The sequence below is a fragment of the Methylobacillus sp. genome (genome assembly GCF_036844465.1).
GTDB lineage: Bacteria > Pseudomonadota > Gammaproteobacteria > Burkholderiales > Methylophilaceae > Methylobacillus.
Window position 1 is genome coordinate 1 of record NZ_DAIUFW010000014.1, and the last position, 20,980, is coordinate 20,980.

Below are 20,980 nucleotides of genomic sequence, written 5' to 3' on the forward strand. Positions count from 1 at the left end.
ATTGCTTTGGAGAAAATTCTACTTTTAACCACCGCTAATTTTCGGGGGGATTACCGTTCGTAGCCATATGGGACGGAATTGGCGCCTTTAAAATCAATTGGTTAGGGCGTTCGTTGCAAATAAATAAGCCTATAAAAGCCTATAAGAAATATATAGATCGCGCAAAAGTCGCGCAGATGGATTTGTTTACGTGTGGTAGATCTGACAGGGGCAATATCTCGAGTGCAGTTGGAGATGGTTGTGTGTAATGAGTGATCAAGCGAGCCAAGACAACGGTGAAATGACAATGACGAATATGACATCGGTTCGGGAAGCACATCGGCATGTCTCATTTCATCGCCCGGCGATCGAGGCGAGCACCTGGTGCGTATGTGGCCATTGCCACGAACGCTATCCACCCACTGCCATTCATCGATGGACAGACTGGCTGCCCAATGTGCCCGCCCATGAGCAATCGAACCGGAACGGACAAACCGCCATTTGCCCGCACTGTTCCATTGACGCCGTCCTGCCTGACACTGTCGGGCTGGATCTCAGCGCGGAGTTCCTGACCGCTTTCTACAAGGAATGGTTTTAGCGACCAACAAATCAGTCATTCATGGGCGCCCAAGACCCCCCGGTTGGCGGGTATGGCTGTGCAGGCATCTGACAACGGCAGGATAGCGATATGGGGCCATCTGCTCCCGTATTCACCAATGTCCATCGCATACACGCATACCCGAGCAGGGCATCGATTGGTCACGCAAGGAATGATTGACGTGGTGGAAAAATAACCGGCATCACTTACAAAATGCCGGGGCCACAAAATTCATAACACCCATATCCTTAGTAACAGGATATATACAAGAATTACTATGACAATTTCCAGATAATAAATTCTTCTGAACAGTTTTTTTAAGGAATGAAGCCCCTCTTTTAAGGAGTTAAGCTCCTCTTTTAAGGTGGTAGTCTCTTCCTTGATGGTCTCCATGCTGAACCCTTGCTCCAACAATCATGTAAACGACTATACAGTACTTGATAATCTCCACTCGGTCATCAATGAGACTCGTTAGTCCGCGTGGTTAAAGGGATTGGCTTTGATCGACATGGGCCTTTACCGTCAGAAAAATACACCCTTTGCTGGCGCGGGGTTACGCGGCATCGGCTCATCATCAATCAGCTTCAATCATACCGAACGAGGGGCCGAACTTCAGCCTCTCACCTCGTACTGTGATTCAGCATGCGAGAGTTGCTTCCGACCCATCACGCGATGCGATGCCAAACCCAAGTGGCAGCCTCTTCAACGGAAGACATGACTCGGCACGGGAAATCGCGCTCAATGGCCAAGTGCCGCTGCATCAGAAGCGTATGCATAGGCCCGTCCGTCAAAAATGCATCGCAGTAGCCTAACGCGGCACCGGCATGATGAAAGTCAAATATGTCGTTGGCATTCAGTTTTTGCGTGCGGTTCCAGCGTAGCGCCGCATGCAACAGAGCACCAACTTGCAGCGTGCGCAGAGCCCGCCGACCGACTGGCTTTCGAACTGCTGCCCGTAGCAAGCCGAGACACTGCCTCGTGATTCCTTCCCGCTCATCTGCTGAAGGTTGGATGCCAGGGCCAAGCGACTTCACGGCCATGTCGTGCAGCACCTCGGCGGCGATCGGAGCTGCGAGTTCCAAGACACCATTAATCTCGTCGCGATAAACCTGCCGGAAGCTCTTCATCGACGGAGCATGCGTAGCGTTGTCACGATTCAGCCGATCGGCAATGTCAACGAATGGCGAAGCGAGCGGCCAAGCGTCTCCGATGGTCCCAACCATCGCCGATAGAGAGACCTCCCAGAGGTGATCGAAGAACGCCTTCTGAATGACGAGCCGCTCATCCTCTGGGAAGGCTGTGGCCACCGGATGCTGGACACCCAGGATGTACGGGGCCTTGGTCCAGACCAAGTGTTCCAATGGATGAACGCTGTGCCCAACATTCGCGTGAAGGAAATGCGCTACCTCCGTCGCCACGCGCGTCGGTTCGGGGCTAAGCGTAATGCCACAGCTCAGCTCGTCAATCAGTTCGGCCGTTGCACTCCGGGTTACTGGGTCCGACTGCTTCATTAGTTCAAGAAACAGTGCATCGCTGATGGGACACACCAACTGACCATTGGAGACACCAGTTACGAGGGCATCCAACAGATCCGCCGCGCCCGGTGGACTCGACGCGAGCGTGCGTGCGGTGCGCAGGTGAATCCAGAAACACTTGTCGAGATAGATGCGGTCTCGCGCAGCCACCCACTCGCCGAGTTCGATCACGCGGCGTCGCTCGTACTCGTCAACCGTGATCTGTGGCGTAGAACGATGGAACGCAAATCGATCGGCAATGCGAGGAGAAGTCACTGGGTTTTGTGTCCATTGTTAATGCCCAACGGGCTTCGGGTCAGGCCGACGTATTGAGGAGCCCCCTACCCCAACCGGGCGACCAGCGTATCTGCCTGCTCGGCGAACTTCCTCGCATCGGTCTTCTGCAACTGCGCCAGGTTGTGCAGCTTCCAGCGGATGCCCGGCAGTTGTTCGAGGTGCTTGATGCCCAGCAGCGACCACTCCGGCGCGCCAGCAGCCAACGACAGCAGGAAGCGTCTTTCGTCAGCCTCCAAGCCCTGCTGGAGTTCTTGCAGCATGCGTTCTCGCGCGGCGAGCAGCGCATCGAGCGGCACCGGCTCGGCCGTCATGCCGTGGAAGTTGTGCTCGTATTCATGCCGAATGTCCCGCAGCGGCGTAAACAGCACTTCATGGATTGGCCGATTGCTGCTGGACAGATAGACCACAAACGCGCGTCGGATGCCGGGCGTGATGCCCTCATGCGCAAAGAGCTGCATCACGTCGAACAGATCGCGCGGATGCTGTCGATCCAGCGCAGCCACCAGCTTGCCGCCGTACACGTCTTCCAACGACACCACCGGGATCTCCAGATCGGCCATCAGCACGTCGCGGGCAATCGGCGTGAGCGAAGCGCGACGTACGGGCTGCACGGTGCCGCGCATGACGAAATTGACTTCGACCTTGACCTGGATCGGGCCACGACGCACCAGCAGCTTCGTCTCCCCCGCTGCGGCCGCCGGCGCGTGCGTCTGGAGTCCTTGCTTCTTCAAGCGCTCAGCAGCTTGCCGGATGGCCTCGTTGATGCGCTCCAGCGCCTCATCGCGCGGCAACGTGTGATCGGGAAAGACCAGATCGAGATCGACCGACAACCGCGGCATGTCGCGCACAAACAGATTGATCGCCGTGCCTCCCTTCAAGGCAAAGGTGTCATCCACGAACACCAGTGGCGCCACCTGCGTCAGCAGGCGCGCAGTATTGAGATAGGTCTGATTCATGGTTTGAGCACCAATAGGCCATCGGTGGAACGAGACACCCAGGGCCGCTCGCTGCCCGTCGGCAGCGCGGCCGGGTCGAGCTTGGCCGCCCAGGGCAATGACGCCTCGCGGCCGAGTTGCAGGCACAGCCGCACGGTCTTGACGCTCGTGCAATGCTGCAACAGCTCGCGCAGCACATCGGCGCGCAAGTTGTAGGCGCTCTCGACAAGTTCGCGTGCTTCCTGCAAGGGCTGTCGTACGCCGACCTCGCTCAGTAGCTCCAGCAATGCCCGCTCTGGCGCCGAGACCTGTGGCGCCCCGCTGCGTTGCTCGAAGGGATCGACGTGCAGCAAGACATCCGGCTTCTCGTCGAACAACCGCTTGCGGTGGTATTCGGCCGGAAAGCGCTCAGTGAACCATTCTGGCAAGCGTCCTGCCGTCCAGCCATAAAGATGCAACATCGGCTGTTGCGACACGTACTGCCGTACGCCGTACCAGTCCAGTGCCGTCTTGCCGCCGACGTGCAGCCCCTCGAACCGGCGCTGCAACAGCAGCAGGCTGGGATGGAGTGCTGGGGCGTCGTTCGGACGGCAGAACACCCCGCGCGCCAGGCGCGTGAGCCACCCTGCCCTGACATAGTGGACAGCTAGGTCGGCAGAGATACCCAGCGCCGCCAGGTCCTCCGAAGTCAGCGGTGTCCCCGGCGCCAGCCGAGTGTAGAGCGCATTTAGCTTGCTTGAGGTAGTCGTAGCCATGCTACGACTTTTACAGCTTTCCCAAGGGAAAGTCAATTTGATATAGTTGCGATAGTCGTAGCTTGAGTACGATATTTGCAGTATATCCAAATATTTATCCCTTAGGCGCTGCCATGCGGGAAGACGGCCAGGTAACCGGATCGACGAGCTCTTGCCGCCCAACTGGATACCGACGATGGGCTATTACAGCCTGGCGGCTGCCCGAAAGGATAGCCGAACCTTGATGGTGTGATGAATTGGTGGAAAAAATAACCCTGTGGATCAGGGAATTCATTCATAACATGATGATTTTATTACCATCATTACCGTGGTGTGAACATTTGGTAAATAATCCCTACAAAGCAGATTAAATCGTCTGGAATGGATATCAGACCATATGCTGTATCACTTTGGATAAATGGATAACCTATTTATTTAAAATGGTTTTCCAATGTAATCGGATTGTTGCGGATAGATATGGCCGCACCAAAAACTCACACCGATGAACCAAACGATCACATCATGCAACCAAACGATCACACCGCCACTGTGATCAGGCTCACCATCCGTTGGCGTATGGCCCGCTTTGGGGGCCGGATACGCTTTCCGATCACACGCTGGCTCATGTGCCTTGCAACCTTGTCGTCCGTGATTGGCGAGTGGCCTGTACCAAAGTGAGAAGTGGCTAAGCCACCAATCTCTCCACCTCGGCAACCTCGGGCACAATGTTCACCCGCTGCTTCAGCTCCAGTCCCGGTTTGAAATGCGGTACGGCTTTGGGAGGCACCATCACCTCCTGGCCAGTCTTCGGGTTTCTGCCCATGCGGGTGGGACGATGATTGATCGCAAAACTCCCGAACCCGCGAATCTCGATACGCCCCTGATTTACCAACGCCTTGGACATGGCGCCCAGCATCAGATCCAGCGCCATGCGCACATCTCTCTGCGCCAATGACTCGAATCGCCTGGCCAGCCTATGCTCCAATTCCGACTTCACCATCTCCCATCCCCTTGATGCCCAATCATCATGTCATGATCACAAGCGTGTCATTGATCGATGGATTATAGCAGGGTCACTCAAGGGGGAAGGTTGGAGGAGAGGGTATCAGCTCTCTTTAATCTCTGTTCATTTGATCCCGAGAAATAATGCCGAGATATACGTGTCATCACTCACTTGGTGAAAGGACTGCAGGATTACGTTGCCAACGCTTGTTTTCCTCGCCAGGCATCAAATGATGGCCTGCAACCCCTTATCGGCAATGATATTGAGCAGTTTGAGCGCTGGACCTGTGGGATGCGTTTCGCCTTGCTCCCACTTGCGCACCGTCGAGGCCGTGGTATGCAAGTGGAGCGCAAACACCGGCTGGCTGAACTTCAAGGTTTCGCGCAGGCGCTTGATATCCGCCGCGTCGAACTCCCGCACTGGCGGCGGACAGATCGCATCGAACTCGCGCATCGTCACCTTGCTGATCGCACCTGCTTCATGCAGTGTAGCCAAGTCGCCCCGCAGGGATTCAATTATCTTACTCACAATGTACCTCCAATAACACGCCTGACTGTAATGCCTTCGACAAGGCATCGGCAGATAACTCCAGCAACACCTTGCCCGTGAACTGCAACGCTTTTTTCTCATCCTGCGAGATGTTCGCCCTGTCACTTTTGGAGAACCCATGCAGAAATACGTAACGGTTACCGATCCGGGCCGACAGCAGCGTACGATAGCCGCCACTCTTGCCTTCGCCTGGACGGGCTACCCGCTTTTTATAGAGAAAGCCGCCCAAGTCTGCATCGATCAGACCGCTTTCCATTTCCTTGACGGCCTTGCACAAGGCAGCATCGGGCAGTTTCTCACTTGCCTGCCATCGTGCAAAATCCTTCCGCTTTAAAATGTGTGCCATCATCACTCTTTTACTATACCCGAAACGGGTATGGTTTTCAATATATGGCTTAACAGTATGTAGGAACATTTCATGATTCGGACACACTATTGAGCGTGGCGTTGCTCCTGAGATGGGCAATCTCCAAGAACAATTCAAGCTGGCAGAAAATCTATGAGCAGGATGATTAGCTAAAGGATATCTTGCCAAACTGACGTCTAACAAAGCTCTCTTGCGTTATATGACAAAAAACCATCCGGATGTATTAAACGAGTTCGACAATATTGTGCAGATGACTGCAATTAGATAATTAAACAGTCATACTAGAGTAGAGGGTTAAAAGAGGGAGGCTACATTATATTTATTGGGAAAAATCGTATGGCCCTAATTGATGCTGAGGCTGTGGAATCGAATCTGCATAAGGAGGGTAGGGGCTATCCTTTGGCTTTTTCGTCAAGTCCGGATAATCTTTCTCTTTATTGGGTTTAATGGGACGGTCATGGCTATTGATATAGGCTGCCACGTCATAGGCCTCCTCATCCGACAGCACGGGATTTTCCGCGGATACCCCAAGCGGCATGTTGCCTTTAATAAACCTTGCGGCACTCAGCAATCTCGCCATCCCTGCGCCGTCGTTATAAGAATCCCTGCCCCATAGCGGCGGGAACAGATATCCGCCTTCACGATTACCGGCCGAGCCAGGCTTACCCTCGCCATCCTCACCATGACAAGCCATACAATGCTTGGCATACACCTTTTCTCCCGCCAACGGATCGGCGGCTCTCGCAGGAACGTCCAGCGTGGTAAACCCTTGGCCTGCAATGCGCTTGCCTACGGGAACGCCCGTGCTCAAATGCTTCATATACGTCACAATCGCCCGCATCTCATGACTACTCACATCGATAGCCTTGCCATTCAAGCTTCTTTCCAGGCAGCCGTTCACGCGCTCTTCCAAGGACTCCACCTTGCCCTCACGGCCAATAAAAATCGGGAACACCCCGGTCAAACCGACATAAGGCGCAGCAAAGGGCTTTGTCCCGCCGTTCAAATGGCAACTCACACAGGCCAGATGATTGCCGGTGATTGGGTTCTTGCTTTCAGGCCCGATCTGGGCATAAGTTTCTGTGATCAATAGCTTGCCGTAGGCAGCCAGCTTGCCTTCAGGCGTCTCGGGAAAGGGCGGTACTCGGAAATTAGTTGGAATAGAACAAATCACATCGTTGGAACATGAGGGATATTGTTGCTGAGCTTGAGCAATATGTATTGTTTTTACGGTACAAAGTATCCCTATGGCCAAGGCACTCATGATCCATATCTGCTTTACAGTAGATTTCGCTCTCATACATTAATTTGCGTTGTTAAAGTGACTCTCACACTGAAAAATATCGTGCTCCTACAACGCTCATATCAATAGTGTGTAATTGTTTACTAGAACCATTCAATTGACTAATCCATAGTGCACCTGATATGCAAATTGGAGCGTAATTCAAATGCAACATTTCAGCTGCTAATGCAAGATAACCTTGGATAGTATGGATATCTTGCCATAATTTTCCAGTTTTAAATTTATATCGAGAGGAAATATCTTTAGTTTCCTTCATGAGTAATATTATCTTTCCTTCGTGTATATCAATTGAGCGTTGAACAGAGTGTAATAGTTCTGTCTCGATTGTCTTGATGGTTTCTAGTGTATGTTGATAAGGGTTATAGCGCTGTAAAAGACTTTTGTAACTGTCCCAGATCAATATATATACAGGATCAATAAAATCGTTCACAAAGCATGGCCTTAAGTCCTGATCAAATCCTACAGTTTCTAATCTAGGAAGTTGTTGACGAGCTGTCAGCCAAAATAACGATCCTAATATATCCATAGTAAGAGGACCAAACAGCTTTTTTTGTGCTGAAAATGGGAATTGATGATCTATCGAAAACCCTTGATAGCTATCGGGTATAGGAAGGAAGGTAGTATCTAAGATTTCCCATAGAGAGGATTGATAAATATCCGTTTTATAGATAGATTTTTTCTTTTCTGAAGTGAATTTTGTAACAGAAGAGTTCTTCATATTAACCACATTTTATGAAGTTGATGGGTTTATTGCTGATAAACCGGTAATAAACCCTGATTTTCTTCCTTATGCAGCTTTGGATGATTTGCGTATATAGATATCTGTGATGGTTCCCTGATTCATTTCTGCAGCAAAACAGATTGTTTCAGAGAGGGTGGGATGAGGGTGAATGACCTGGGAAAGAGATTTGGCCTTGGTGGATGATTCAATGGCAAGAACAGCTTCGGTAATGAGCTCTCCAGCATTGGTACCAACGATAGCCGCACCAATAAGCTGATTGGTTTCTTTTTCGAAAATCAGCTTGGTGAGGCCTTCCGTACGATTGATTGACATGGCTCGACCACTTGCTGCCCAAGGGAATGAAGAAATTTCTACAGGGATGCCTTGTGTCTTGGCTTCAGTTTCAGTCATGCCAGCCCAGGCAATCTCCGGGTCTGTATAGGCGACGGATGGGATAACAGCCGTTGTCAGGAACTCTGCACTGTGTCCTGCAATGACTTCTGCCGCAATCTTACCTTGATGGGTTGCCTTATGGGCTAGCATGGGGTTTCCGATGACATCCCCAATAGCAAAAATATGCGGGACATTTGTTCGCATATTCTTGTCCACGGGAATATAACCGGCATCATCGACATATATGCCCGCATGTTCTGCGCCAATTTTGCGGCCGTTTGGTTTGCGTCCGATCGCGACAAGAATCCGGTCGAACACTTCGTTCTCGATATTATGCTCGCCATTGAAGCCTACATGGATGCCGTCCTCTTTCGGAGTGATATGGGTGATTGCGGTATTCACCATGATCTTCTCGAAACGCTTGCTCATTCTGCGATGGAGCGGACGGATGACATCTTTGTCACAACCCTTGATCAGACTAGGGGAGCGCTCCACAATAGTGACATTCGAGCCAAATGCGTCATATACGGTACCTAATTCCATGCCAATGATACCTCCACCGATGACCAGCAGCCGATTCGGAATGACCTCCATTGCTAATGCACTGGATGAGTCCATGATACGAGGATCTTGAGGGAGGTTGGGGATAGTCGCAGGATGAGAGCCTACCGCAATGATGGCATGGTCGAATCGGATAACAATACTGGAGTCCTCCTGACTATGGACAACGCGCATTTCATGCGTAGAGATAAACTCGCCCGTGCCTCTAATGATTTGTACATTACGCTGTTTGGCCAACTGGCCCAGGCCTCCCGTGAGTTGATCCACGACATTGGAGGACTTCCAGCTTCTTAGTGCTTCAAGATCAATCTCGGGATGAGAGAACTTGATGCCGTGCCCTGTCATTTCCTGTGCCTCAGTAATGACCTTGGCTGCATGAAGGAGTGCCTTGGAGGGAATGCAACCGACATTCAGACATGTACCGCCGAGGGAGACTTCCTTTTCAACCAGTACGACTTTCATGCCCAGGTCCGCTGCTCTAAACGCAGCGGTATAACCTCCAGGCCCTGCGCCGATGACAAGAATCTCTGTTTCCACATCAAAGGATGGACGATTTGTATCATTTGCATGCATTCTGATTTCCTTCATATTCATATTGGCTGTTTTGTTTTGTCTAGTAATGGTGCTGCCTGAGCATCAGCGTGATAGGACGAACGCACCATGGGGCCGCAAGCGGCATGAGTAAACCCTAGTTCGTACGCTTTGGCTGTATAAATGCTGAATTGCTCGGGTGAGACGAATTGCTGTACAGGCAGGTGAAACTCTGTGGGTTGAAGGTATTGACCGATAGTGAGCATGTCGACTTGATGATGGCGCAAGTCCTTCATGACATTGATAATTTCCTCCTCGGTTTCACCCAGGCCGACCATCAGGCCCGACTTGGTCAGCACCGACGGATTTCTGCGCTTGAACAGCTCCAGCAATTGCAACGAATGCAGATAATCGGCACCGGGACGTACCTGTTTATACAATCTTGGAACTGTTTCCAGGTTATGGTTCAATACCTCGGGCGGCGACTGTTTCAACAGATCAAGGGCTGTATTCAACCGGCCTCTAAAGTCCGGTACCAGAAGTTCCATCTTGGTATCGGGGCTTGTCGACCGTATCGCCTTGACGCACTCAAGGAAATGTCTGGCGCCACCGTCTCTCAAATCATCCCGGTCCACACTGGTAATGACGACATAATTCAATCGCAGCGAGCGAATGGCCTCGGCCAGGTGAATTGGTTCAAGAGGATCTGGAGGTTGTGGCCTGCCATGCGGAACGTCGCAGAAAGGGCAACGACGGGTACATAGGTCTCCCAGGATCATGAACGTTGCCGTACCTTTGCTGAAGCACTCGGTGATATTAGGGCAGGAGGCTGACTCGCATACAGTCATCAGTTTTTGTTCACGTAATAATTTCTTGACTGACATGAACTGGGGAGTGGAGACCAGCGGTGTCTTGATCCAGTTGGGTTTCTTGAGGGTTGGCTCAGGTATGATCTTAATGGGTATGCGAGCTGTCTTGGCTTGACCGATCTCTCTTATTTCTGGTTTAGGGTTCATATTTATTTACCAATCAAAAAACCCCCATAATCCAAAGCAGGTAATTATGGGGTTTTTAGTTAGCTTAGAATCCAATGATTGATTTATATTTGTTTAGATCAATCAGATGATTTAATTCTTCTTGATCTATTATTCGAACCCGGGCAATCCAACCTTTGCCATGTGGATCATCATTGATGAGAAAGGGTTCAGAGCCGAGAGTCTTGTTAATTTCAATAATGACACCACTGATAGGTGCAATCAGGTCAGATACGGTCTTGCGAGATTCCAAAGTGCCGCATGGAGCTCCACAGGTAATTGTGCTGCCAACTATTGGACAGGAAACTTCAACAATGTCTCCAAGAGTATCTTGAGCAAAATATGATACTCCGATGAGCACTTCATCTCCCTCAATTTGTTTAACCCAAGTATGCTCAGTATGATATAAACAATCTGCTGATAGACTCATCTCAACCTCCGAAATTATAGATTGGGTTTGACCCAATTCTGTCTTAGTTTAATTGTGGCTCAGTGTAGGGAAGATTGGAGGTTTTCCATTTCTCAATACCGCCAATCATGGATACAGCGCGGTGATAGCCTAGCAGTTGGATGGATTGAACTGCCAGGGCGCTTCTTGCCCCAGATCGGCAATACACTACCATTGGAATGTCTTTATTCTGTAGATGAGGGTAATCACTGGAACTCTCTGGATCAAGTTTGAATTCCAGCACGCCACGAGGGATATTGGTTGCTCCTGCAATATGGCCAGTGGAAAACTCAATGGGTTCTCTTACATCAATGATAATAATATTTGGATCTTCAAGCATTTTTTGTACCGCATAAACATCCACTTCTTGTATATGTTGTTTGGCGTTCTCAACCATTTGTTTTGCAGTGAGAGTTTTCATAGAAATTCCAGAAGAATAATAAGGCTCACCGCATATGGCGATGAGCCAACATACATCATTAATTAATAGTCAGTGAATGCACTGGCTCGCCATTGTGTGTGACTTCTCCTGTGATTTTTTGGGCGCGTGCAAGAATATCCATTACTGGACAATGTCCTTCCACTACTTCAATTAATTGTTTTATGGCTTCTGTATTCGCAGAACTGCGCAAGGTGGTGTTGAATGAAATTTGTTGATAGCCGGCGTTGACCGTGGGATCAATACTGAGCAGTCCTTTTAAATCCAGGTAGCCTTTTACGTCCACTTTACATTCATCTAGCTTAATCCCCATGAAGGCAGCATAAGCCGAATACATGATTTCTTGGCATGTACCCAATGCTACCAATACAAGCTCGACAGGGTTCATGCCTTGATCGCTACCACCTAAATCTGGCGGTTCATCAATGGTGAGAGGAGGAAAATCACGAACATTAGCTATACAGCGAACATCCTCCTCCAGTTTGGTTGATGCGCGGAATACAACACGCGATGCAGACGGCGTGCTCTTAATAACTTCAATCAGGCCACCTAATGCGTTCTTAACTGACTCCTGTGACATATTTCATCCTCCTACGCCAAAAATTGTTCGTTATAAGGTTTTGATTGACTGTCTTGCTGATAGGCCTTGGGAAGCAACTTAATCCTTAAGTGAAATCAGCAGTGGAGTTAAGCAAGCTAAGTGCCAGGATATTTAATAGATTGTTTTTTATAGATAAATATAATCTATATATGCGGCGGGACTGGTATTTTTCTGAGGAAATTTATGTCAAAAAAATACAGGATATGACCTAAATGACAGTAGATGTGCCAATTTTGGCATCACCTCAAATATCAATAAAATTAGTCAATCCTGAAGAATAGGATTGGGGTATGTTTTATGAGTAAAAGACAATTTTGTCTTAAGTATGTGGTTTTTCAGAAAATTAGATGCCAATTTTGGCATTTTTTATTTGTTTTGTTTTAATTGTTTTTCTATCTTAAATTTAACTTAATGTTTTATATTCAATGTGTTAGTTGTGGTGGTCTGGTTGTTGCTAATCATTCTTCTGGCTGTATGTCGTATGTAATCTTTTAAAACTATCGATAAATAAATAGCTGACCTCTGGGATCTATCTTTTGGGGAGGCTGCCAGGAGGAATAAACATATGTATGCGATCAGTACTATCTTAAATAACGTGAGAGAGTCTGTAATAAAATCACCTAATATAGCGATGTTGGTTGCGGGTGTTTTTGCTTCAACACCAGTATTGGCTGCGAATTATGGTACTGACCTGAACAACACTATGTTGCCAGCTGCCGGAGGAATGGCAGGTGTGAGCATTGCCCACTCCATTGAGCCGGCTGCAGCGGTGTTTGGCAATCCTGCCACATTGACTCAGTTCAACGAGGGTACTAACTTTTCCTTCGGGGCGACCTTCTACAAGCCTACGGTAAGAGCCAAGCATAGCGGTGGTAATACAGGGGTGCCTTGGAAGGCTAAGTCTGAGGCGGACAACTACCTGGTGCCTACCATCGCCATTACCCAGGCGTTCTCGGATCGGTTCGTGGCTGGCCTTGGGCTGACAGCGCAGTCTGGCATTGGTTCCGACTTCCGCGACACACCGGGTAGCCTGAATCCAGATTCGGAATTACTGGTATTCATGGCGAATGTCGGCCTGGCATATAAGGTCACGGACCAACTGTCATTTGGCGCGGCGGCTACCATCGGCAATGGCTATCTGCAAATGGGGCTTTCGTCCAATACTGCCTCCACGCACGGGTTTGGCTTCCGTGGAACGGTGGGTGCGAAGTATGACATGAGCGAATCGACAAGTTTCGGAGCGTACTACCGAAGCCCACTGAAGATCAGGTATGACAATGTGGTGGATAATGGCGGCCCAATTGGCCCAGGAAAAGGTAACTTCTGGGATGTCCATGTAACCCAGCCCCAGGAATTTGCGATCGGTGTTTCCAACAATTCCTTGATGGGTGGTAACCTGCGTATCGGTGCCGATGTAATTTTTAAGGATTGGTCCTCCGCGGAACTCTATGAAGATATCTTCCGTGATCAGACCGTATTCTCGGTCGGCGGCGAGCTGACTACTGGCGCTGCGAAATGGCGCCTGGGCTATAGTCACGCCCGTAATCCCATTAAGAAGAACGTTGGCTCCACGATTGCGGGCGTTCCATCGATGGGCTCTCCGATGGGAACTCTGCAGTTGAATCCTTCCCTGGTTCAATACTTCCAAGCAACCAATGCTGAGCCAATCTGGGAAGACCAGATTTCCGCAGGTTTTGGCTATGCCTTCAATGAAAGGCTTTCATTAGATACGCATGTTGCCTTTGCCCTCAAGAACCATGAAACGATTGGTTTCACCAAAGTCGAGGCCAGCACTTGGCAAGCCGGCCTTGGTTTAACCTGGACTTTCAAATAGTTTGTACTTAATTCAAAGGATAAAAAGGGAGGAGCATCTCTTTTTATCCTTATTTTTTGGTTGATTAGAAGCTGAATGTAGCGATCTTTTTGCTGCCATTCTTGAAAGAACGCTAATGCTTGTCAATGCGGATTTTTCGCAGCGTGTCATTGTGTCGTCTCGCCAGTATCAATGGGTTGCCTCACCGCAAGCAGGGATCGAACGCGTCATGCTGGATCGGGCGGGAGAGGAGAAGGGGCGTGCGACCAGCATCGTGAAGTATGCTCCGGGATCGTATTTTCCACGACATGTCCATGCAGGAGGAGAGGAAATTCTCGTACTGGCCGGTGTTTTTTCCGAAGGCGAAGAACATTATGGAGCCGGCTGGTATCTGCGCAATCCTCCAGATTCCAGTCATCGGCCATACAGCGAGGAAGGTGCGACCATCTTTGTCAAGCTGCACCAGATGCCGCCACATGAGCAGTGTCGGGTGCGTATCAATACCCGGGATGCTTCGATATGGCGCCGTCAGGGAAATAATGAGATTTGCCCACTTTTTTCCAGCGAGTTTGAGCAGGTTTGGTTGCAATATCTTGCTCCATATGAATCCATGCTCGTCAAATCCGTGACGGGCACCGAACTGCTGGTGTTGACCGGAGGGCTGGCCGTCGATGATGTGGCCCATGAGCACGGAAGCTGGATGCGCTTGCCGGTAGGTGATGAACTTGAAGTCACCGCAGGTAAGCAGGGCGCTACCCTTTATATCAAGACCGGCCACCTGCGTGGCGCGCTAATGGGGCTGTAGAGATGCGACCCATGCGCATTGCGATCATCGGCGGTGGGGTGAGCGGTTTGTATGCTGCGTATCTGCTGGAGCATCAGGGTATTCGGGATTATGTATTGCTGGAGGCGCGAGATGTACTGGGTGGGCGCATCATGTCTGTGGCCGCCCCGGGCAAGGTAGCGCCGGAAGCTGAAGCGGCCGCTATCGACCGTTTTGATCTTGGCCCAACCTGGTTCTGGCCCGAGTACCAGCCAGAGCTATATCAACTGATCAATACGCTTGGCCTGGAGCACTTCGAACAATTTGATACGGGCGATATGATGGTGGAACGCTCTCCCTATGAGCCGCTCACGCGCATGCGCGGGGATGGGAGTTCGATGGGAGCTTGGAGGCTGGCTGGAGGCATGCGGTCGTTGATCGATGCCCTGCGGCATCAAGTGGATCAGACACGGATCGTCACTGGCCAGACCGTACGTTATCTGCGCCGTACACTGTCAAATATCGAACTAGGTAGTGAAGATGCTTCAGGACGCATCACGACCAGGCATGTAGAGCATGTCTTGTTGGCTGTGCCGCCGCGCCTGACGGAAGGCAGCATCAAGTTTGAGCCGGTCCTGCCCCAGGTATTAGCCTATCAGTGGCGTTCGACGGCAACGTGGATGGCGTCGCATGCCAAGTATGTCGCTGTCTATGACACGCCTTTCTGGCGCGAACATGGGCAGTCAGGCGAGGCCCGCAGTACGCATGGGCCGTTAGTGGAAATCCATGATGCCTCCTTGCGCGGTGGCGGTGGAGCGCTATTTGGTTTCTTCGGCGTGCCGGCGCGCGTGCGCAAGGATATCTCCGATGACATATTGCGGATGCATTGCCGTGCGCAATTCACGCGCCTTTTCGGAGCGCAAGCTGCACACCCTTGTGCCGAGCTCATCAAGGACTGGGCGCAAGACCCCTATACCGCGACTGCCATGGATATGGATATGCTCGACCATCATATTCCGGCTCCCTCGGTGACCGCCGCATCCGGCCCCTGGCATGGATGCCTGATGGGGATTGCCAGCGAGTGGTCACCCCAGTATCCAGGATATGTGGCTGGCGCCATCGAAGCAGCCAGGTTAGGTGTGCAGGCCGTGCTGTCATCATTCGCGACCCAGGCCGTTGACCAGGGTAACTTTGGGCTAACGAATGTTTTTCATGGCTTGTAGCAATCCGGGGCGACGTATATGAAAACCACTTATCGCGCAATGCAAGTAACCCGGCCAGGAGTGTTGGAGCTGGTGGAGCGCTCCGTGGCGATGCCAGGGAACGGGGAAGTGCTGATTGCGATTGAAGCTTGCGGGATCTGTGGTGCCGATGTTGCGGATATAGAAAACGTTGACCCTTCATTGCAACCACCGCGCGTACCTGGGCATGAAGTCGTAGGACGCATCGTGGCGATGGGCGCTAATATTCCATCCATCTGGAAAGTCGGGCAGCGTGTGGGGGTAGGGCGGCTGGGCGGACATTGCAATGAGTGCGCGCAATGCCGCCAGGGCCAATTCCATCTGTGTCGGAACCAGCCATTTGTCGGTTCTTCCTGCGATGGCGGGTATGCCGAGATGATGTTGGCGCGAGCTACCGGCTTAGTGTCGATTCCGAATGGGCTAGATTCGGTAGAAGCTGCGCCTATCCTCTGCGCCGGTGTCGCTACTTTCAATGCGCTAAGAAAATGCGGCGCGCAGGCCGGAGACACTGTAGCTATCCTGGGTATCGGCGGGTTGGGGCATATGGCGTTGCAATATGCGCATCGAATGGGTTTCAGGGTGATCGCCATCGGGCGGGGCAGTAATATTGCTGAGGATGTGCTGGACTTGGGAGCACACTTTTACATCGATACCAACGATGAGGAGGCCGTTTCGAGGTTCAAGGGCATGGGAGGAGCAAAAGCCATCGTCAGTACCGTTGGCCATGCCGGTATCCTAACGTCATTGATCAGTGGTCTTGAGCCACAGGGACGATTGGTCTTGCTTGGGGCCGGCAAGGAACCTTTACAGATATTGACCGGACATCTAGTTGTCGGTGAGCGTGATGTCATCGGTTCGATAGTGGGGACTCCTTATGACAGCGAAAGGGCACTGGATTTTAGCGTGCTGGCCCATGTACGTCCCAGGATCGAGGTGATGCCGTTGAAGCAGGCTAATGACGCTTATCAGAAAATGAAGTCCGGTGATGTCAAATTCCGTATGGTGCTTGAGGTTGCGGGTAGGAAGGATACGTCATGAATCGCATCGATCATATCGGCGGGACCGTGGAAAATCCGTGTATTACCGATGCAGATACCATGATGCGCAAGGATAGTGCCTTGGTCGGGATCAGGCATGTAGGGTATGGCATTGCAATGCTTTTGAAAGCATTGTTGGCCTATCGGAAAGCGATGGTATTTGCTTTCTTACTGTGGTTTGTTGCCAGCAGTGCAATGGCAGATAGAGGATCCTTCTCTCCGGGAGATAAGGATGAGTTTCTGGATGCGTCCGATGTCCTGAAGCTGGATGATATACGCAGGGGTGCGTCTGGTTTTACCGTACAAGGACATATCGCCGAAGGCTACTATGTTTACAGCCACTCTTTGAAGCTGGTGGATAGCCAAGGCCAGGTGGTTGTCCTTGAGTTGCCACACGGGACTCCCAAGCATGATGATTTCTTTGGTGATACCGAAATTTTTACGGGCGATACGCTGCAGGTGCGTTTTTCCTCACTGGCACCAGGGCCACTAACGCTGCATTGGCAAGGCTGCGCAGAGGCGGGAATTTGCTATCCTCCACAGACCATCAACCTGGCATGGCCCGTGGCATTGGCGGGAGCGCCTTCATCTAGAGCTGTTTCTCCCCAGGGGATGGGGGATGGGCCAGGTTCTCTGCCGAGGTCTGCGGCAGATACGGCACTTCCTCTCGTAGGGAATCAGAAGCCAACTGCGGGGTCACGCGGTGACGGTGCGAAACCCTTCGCCGTATCCCCAGGGCCGGCGATTGCCGAAGACCAGGCAACGGCGCAACGGCTCGCTATCCTGGGGCCTGTGATGGGTACGTTGCTGTTCTTTGGCCTCGGATTGCTGTTGGCATTCACACCTTGCACGCTCCCAATGATTCCCATTGTGTCCACGATGGTGGTTGGCAACCAAGTCAAGCCTCGCCGTGCTTTTGTTCTAACGCTGGCCTATGTGCTTGTGATGGCTACTGTCTATGCGGGGCTTGGAGTCGCGGCGGGCCTGGCTGGAGCCAATCTTCAGGCAACCTTGCAATCCCCGTGGTTGCTCGGTGCATTTGCCGGTCTTTTTGTGGTGCTGGCGTGTTCCTTATTTGGGATGTTCGAGTTAAGGCTGCCTGCCGCCCTGGTCAACAGGGTGGATAGCGCGGGCCGGGGGCAGTCTGGTGGTAGCGTCGGCGGAGCGATCGTGCTCGGATTATTGTCCGCATTACTGGTTGGACCTTGTATGACAGCACCGCTTGCGGGGGCGTTGCTTTATATTGGACAGAGTGGCAGCGCGCTCCAAGGCGGCCTGGCCTTATTTGCACTGGGGCTGGGTATGGGGTTGCCATTGTTGGTGATCGCTGTCTTTGGTGCTCATGTACTACCCAAACCCGGTATCTGGATGGATCGAGTGCGCGTGGTGTTTGGTTACGTGATGATGGGCATGGCCATTATGATGCTTGCACGTTTTTTACCAGGAATGTTCAGCCTGCTGCTGTGGGGAGCGTGGTCGTTGGCGCTGGCGGTGGGTTTTGTCGCCTGGGCGCAAGTGGTTGTTGCCAGGCAGCGCCAGGCCTGGACATTGCGTTTTTTCGCTGCATTTGTCGGTCTATGGTCGATCCTGATGTTGGTAGGCGCGGCATCAGGGGCGAGTTCCGTCCTGCAGCCATTGGCACATTTACGTAACGCTGCCTTTCCAACCAGCACCGCATCCAGCGTCAGCTACATTGCGGTAAAGACCATCGAGGACGTGGACAAGCGCCTCGACGAGGCGGCGGAGCGTGGACAATGGACCTTGATCGATTTCTATGCGGAATGGTGCATCAGTTGCCATGTGATTGAGCGCAATGTTTTCGACAATGCTGAGGTTGCCCGACGGTTGGCCGGGATGCAAGTCGTACGCCCAGATGTGACGCACAACGACGTGATAGACCGGGCGTTGCTCAAGCGATGGGGGGTAATGGGGCCGCCAACTCTGATCCTGGTGGGGCCGGATGGCGCCGAGCGGCGAAATTTGCGCATGGTCGGCGAAGTCAGCGTGCGCGAGTTCATGGCGCAACTTGATACAGCAGGCATACCATGATTGGTGTTGGCCCATTGCCCATGCATGCCGTTGTCGTCTTTTCCGCAGCCCTGATGGCATGGATGGTTTCGTGCGCCGCGGCCCGACGACTTGACCCTCAGGTATCCCATCATGCGTCAGAAGTAGTGCTCGACATGTTGTTGTGGGGATTGCTGGGTGCCCGGTTGGGTTATGTTATGGAATGGTGGCCGGAATATGCTGCAGTGCCGTTGAGTGTTTTCACGATCGGCGATGGGGGTTTTTCTTGGTGGTCAGGCCTGTTGACGGCAATTGTCTTGGTCGGATGGCGGACTCGCAACCGATGGAGGCTGGGGGTTGCCTTGTCTATCGGTATATGTGCTGGCCTGGTGTGTTGGTTTTTAGCAGGCGTAGTGCTGGGGTTATGGCAACGTTCGACAACACCTCTGCCTGATATGCAGTTGGCGGCTCTTGATAAGCAGCAGTCAGTCAATTTGAGTACTTTCAAGGGGAGGCCTGTTGTACTCAACCTATGGGCGAGCTGGTGTCCGCCATGTCGACGTGAGATGTCGGCATTCGAGAAAACACAGAAGATATTCCCGGCAGTAGATTTTGTCATGATCAATCAAGGCGAAACTGCACAGCAAGCCCGTGCTTTTCTTGAGCGGGAAGGGTTGGATTTCAAGAATGTGCTGATTGATCCTTCTTCAAGCACCATGCAGGTCATTCGATCACGAGGCCTGCCCACGACATTGTTTTTTGATGCACAAGGCCTCCTGGTGCACTCGCACATGGGGGAAATGACCATGGCAAGTCTTAAGGGAGCCTTATTACATCGATTGGGACAATCAACTTCAAGCAATCAACACGAGGAATAGATCAGTCATGCTACCGCTGCGGAAATCGTATATATCGTCAATCATCGCGCTTGTTTTCGTGTCCATGGGTGATTGCTCCCATGCAGAGAATTGGGCCGCCACAACAGCACAGGTTAATGGAGGTGATGCGCCGATGCCTCAGAAAGCCATTCAGAAAACTGTAGATGACCAGATATGGGTACAACTTGAATCAGCTGATTGGGTAGTGGATGGAAAAAAGAATGCTCCGCGCATCGTATATACCTTCAGTGACCCCAGTTGCCCTTACTGCAACCGCTTTTGGCATGCGGCGAGACCATGGGTGGAAACAGGAAAGGTGCAATTGCGGCATTTAATTGTGGGCATCATCAAGATAGATAGTCCCGCGAAGGCAGCGGCGATTCTGGAAGCGCCGGATCGTGCGGCTGCATTGTATGAAAACGAAAGCAAAGCCGGACAAGGGGGCATCAAGCCTTTGACAACGATATCTGCATCCACGCTCAGGATTCTTGATGCGAATAAGGCATTGTTAGTGTCTATGGGGTTCCGTGGAACGCCAAGCATTATTATCCGAGACAATAACGGAGAGTTGAAAAGGTATAAAGGTATGCCACAGGATGAGGAATTGATTGAAATACTAGGCCCACGTTGATATTTTAGGTTGGATCCCACTTAATTGAGATCAATAGGCGTTAATTTGATCAATTTGATCAGTTTTTTTATTCTTCGACTTGACTCTTTATTTCTTTCAACTTTCTATATAAGGTTCTGGGCGTTAGTCCAAGCTTCTCCGCCAAATCACGTTTAGACCCATTACTTTCACTTACTGCCCATTGTAAGTACATTTGCTCAAGCTCCTCCAGTGGAAGGATATCTCCTCGGAAATATTTGCTTGGGGACTGTTGGGTAGATTCCTGGGGAAATATTTCATCAGATGTTAAATGATGCATAGAGATGACTTGAGAATCGCATAAGAGGATAGCGCGGTCCATCATATTACGTAGTTCTCTGATATTTCCGGGGAAAGAATAGTTTTGTAGGAACTGTTTAGCTCCTTTGTCAAAGGTAATTTTCTTATTTGGGGATAATTTCAACAGGAAATATTCAGCTAAAAGGATGATATCTTCCGGTCGCTCACGTAAGGAGGGGATATTTATGGGGAATGCATTGATACGATAATATAAATCCTGCCTGAAAGTACGAGGGTGTAAGAATTTTTGTGTAAACGGTCATTCGGCAGGAAACTGTCGTAACT

The 20,980-nt window shown here is 51.2% G+C and carries 22 protein-coding genes; 8 read left to right on the forward strand and 14 right to left on the reverse strand.

The window, feature by feature from the left end; all coding sequences use genetic code 11:
* The first annotated feature begins 247 nt into the window (after nt 1–247).
* Nucleotides 248–577 (forward strand): hypothetical protein, encoded by a 330-nt coding sequence (locus tag V7Z75_RS12765; RefSeq protein ID WP_334109042.1) that lies wholly within the window; start codon nt 248–250, stop codon nt 575–577.
* Nucleotides 578–1,242: 665 nt separating this feature from the next.
* Here V7Z75_RS12765 and V7Z75_RS12770 read toward each other — a convergent pair.
* The 13 genes from V7Z75_RS12770 to V7Z75_RS12830 all read right to left on the reverse strand — a co-directional run bounded on the left by V7Z75_RS12770 (nt 1,243) and on the right by V7Z75_RS12830 (nt 11,986).
* The gene (locus V7Z75_RS12770; RefSeq protein WP_334109043.1) at nt 1,243–2,367 is read right to left on the reverse strand and encodes a hypothetical protein; all 1,125 of its coding nucleotides are present in this window, start codon (nt 2,365–2,367) and stop codon (nt 1,243–1,245) included.
* A gap of 65 nt (nt 2,368–2,432) precedes the next feature.
* Nucleotides 2,433–3,344, reverse strand: coding sequence for a nucleotidyl transferase AbiEii/AbiGii toxin family protein (locus V7Z75_RS12775; protein ID WP_334109044.1), 912 nt, complete (start codon nt 3,342–3,344; stop codon nt 2,433–2,435).
* The gene (locus V7Z75_RS12780; RefSeq protein WP_334109045.1) at nt 3,341–4,078 is read right to left on the reverse strand and encodes a type IV toxin-antitoxin system AbiEi family antitoxin domain-containing protein; all 738 of its coding nucleotides are present in this window, start codon (nt 4,076–4,078) and stop codon (nt 3,341–3,343) included. Before V7Z75_RS12780 ends, V7Z75_RS12775 begins: the two co-directional genes overlap by 4 nt.
* Before the next feature lie 664 nt (nt 4,079–4,742).
* The gene (locus V7Z75_RS12785) at nt 4,743–5,057 is read right to left on the reverse strand and encodes an integration host factor subunit beta (RefSeq protein ID WP_334109046.1); all 315 of its coding nucleotides are present in this window, start codon (nt 5,055–5,057) and stop codon (nt 4,743–4,745) included.
* Between the two features lie 228 nt (nt 5,058–5,285).
* The gene (locus V7Z75_RS12790) at nt 5,286–5,588 is read right to left on the reverse strand and encodes a helix-turn-helix domain-containing protein (protein WP_334109047.1); all 303 of its coding nucleotides are present in this window, start codon (nt 5,586–5,588) and stop codon (nt 5,286–5,288) included.
* Complete coding sequence (locus V7Z75_RS12795; RefSeq protein ID WP_334109048.1) at nt 5,581–5,955, reverse strand: type II toxin-antitoxin system RelE/ParE family toxin; 375 nt, start codon at nt 5,953–5,955, stop codon at nt 5,581–5,583. The genes V7Z75_RS12790 and V7Z75_RS12795 overlap by 8 nt, the downstream gene beginning before the upstream one ends.
* A 340-nt stretch (nt 5,956–6,295) precedes the next feature.
* A complete protein-coding gene (locus V7Z75_RS12800) occupies nt 6,296–7,276 on the reverse strand; it encodes a c-type cytochrome (RefSeq protein WP_334109049.1) in 981 nt (326 codons plus the stop codon).
* A 28-nt stretch (nt 7,277–7,304) separates the two neighbouring features.
* The gene (locus V7Z75_RS12805; RefSeq protein ID WP_334109050.1) at nt 7,305–7,997 is read right to left on the reverse strand and encodes a hypothetical protein; all 693 of its coding nucleotides are present in this window, start codon (nt 7,995–7,997) and stop codon (nt 7,305–7,307) included.
* Between the two features lie 69 nt (nt 7,998–8,066).
* A complete protein-coding gene (gene lpdA / locus V7Z75_RS12810; protein ID WP_334109051.1) occupies nt 8,067–9,527 on the reverse strand; it encodes a dihydrolipoyl dehydrogenase in 1,461 nt (486 codons plus the stop codon).
* Nucleotides 9,528–9,544: 17 nt separating this feature from the next.
* Nucleotides 9,545–10,501, reverse strand: a complete 957-nt coding sequence (lipA, locus tag V7Z75_RS12815) for a lipoyl synthase (protein WP_334109052.1) — start codon at nt 10,499–10,501, stop codon at nt 9,545–9,547.
* 64 nt (nt 10,502–10,565) lie between these two features.
* A complete protein-coding gene (locus V7Z75_RS12820; RefSeq protein WP_334109053.1) occupies nt 10,566–10,949 on the reverse strand; it encodes a glycine cleavage system protein H in 384 nt (127 codons plus the stop codon).
* 43 nt (nt 10,950–10,992) lie between these two features.
* Nucleotides 10,993–11,388, reverse strand: coding sequence for a rhodanese-like domain-containing protein (locus tag V7Z75_RS12825; protein WP_334109054.1), 396 nt, complete (start codon nt 11,386–11,388; stop codon nt 10,993–10,995).
* 58 nt (nt 11,389–11,446) lie between these two features.
* On the reverse strand, nt 11,447–11,986 hold the full coding sequence (locus V7Z75_RS12830) for an OsmC family protein (RefSeq protein WP_334109055.1): 540 nt from the start codon (nt 11,984–11,986) through the stop codon (nt 11,447–11,449).
* 586 nt (nt 11,987–12,572) lie between these two features.
* Between V7Z75_RS12830 and V7Z75_RS12835 the strand changes: the two genes are divergently transcribed.
* The 7 genes from V7Z75_RS12835 to dsbG all read left to right on the forward strand — a co-directional run bounded on the left by V7Z75_RS12835 (nt 12,573) and on the right by dsbG (nt 20,377).
* Nucleotides 12,573–13,841, forward strand: coding sequence for an OmpP1/FadL family transporter (locus tag V7Z75_RS12835; RefSeq protein WP_334109056.1), 1,269 nt, complete (start codon nt 12,573–12,575; stop codon nt 13,839–13,841).
* Between the two features lie 115 nt (nt 13,842–13,956).
* Complete coding sequence (locus tag V7Z75_RS12840; protein WP_334109057.1) at nt 13,957–14,625, forward strand: cupin domain-containing protein; 669 nt, start codon at nt 13,957–13,959, stop codon at nt 14,623–14,625.
* A gap of 11 nt (nt 14,626–14,636) precedes the next feature.
* Nucleotides 14,637–15,806: a flavin monoamine oxidase family protein gene (locus V7Z75_RS12845; protein ID WP_334109058.1), complete on the forward strand. Its 1,170-nt coding sequence runs from the start codon at nt 14,637–14,639 to the stop codon at nt 15,804–15,806.
* A gap of 18 nt (nt 15,807–15,824) precedes the next feature.
* A complete protein-coding gene (locus tag V7Z75_RS12850) occupies nt 15,825–16,862 on the forward strand; it encodes an alcohol dehydrogenase catalytic domain-containing protein (protein ID WP_334109059.1) in 1,038 nt (345 codons plus the stop codon).
* The gene (dsbD, locus tag V7Z75_RS12855) at nt 16,859–18,910 is read left to right on the forward strand and encodes a protein-disulfide reductase DsbD (protein ID WP_334109060.1); all 2,052 of its coding nucleotides are present in this window, start codon (nt 16,859–16,861) and stop codon (nt 18,908–18,910) included. Before V7Z75_RS12850 ends, dsbD begins: the two co-directional genes overlap by 4 nt.
* Nucleotides 18,907–19,746: a TlpA disulfide reductase family protein gene (locus V7Z75_RS12860; RefSeq protein ID WP_334109061.1), complete on the forward strand. Its 840-nt coding sequence runs from the start codon at nt 18,907–18,909 to the stop codon at nt 19,744–19,746. Before dsbD ends, V7Z75_RS12860 begins: the two co-directional genes overlap by 4 nt.
* Before the next feature lie 133 nt (nt 19,747–19,879).
* Entirely contained in the window at nt 19,880–20,377 is a 498-nt protein-coding gene (dsbG, locus tag V7Z75_RS12865) for a thiol:disulfide interchange protein DsbG (RefSeq protein ID WP_334109062.1), read from the forward strand.
* A gap of 67 nt (nt 20,378–20,444) precedes the next feature.
* Here dsbG and V7Z75_RS12870 read toward each other — a convergent pair whose 3' ends face one another.
* The gene (locus V7Z75_RS12870; RefSeq protein WP_442919917.1) at nt 20,445–20,897 is read right to left on the reverse strand and encodes a helix-turn-helix domain-containing protein; all 453 of its coding nucleotides are present in this window, start codon (nt 20,895–20,897) and stop codon (nt 20,445–20,447) included.
* Nucleotides 20,898–20,980 lie beyond the last annotated feature (83 nt).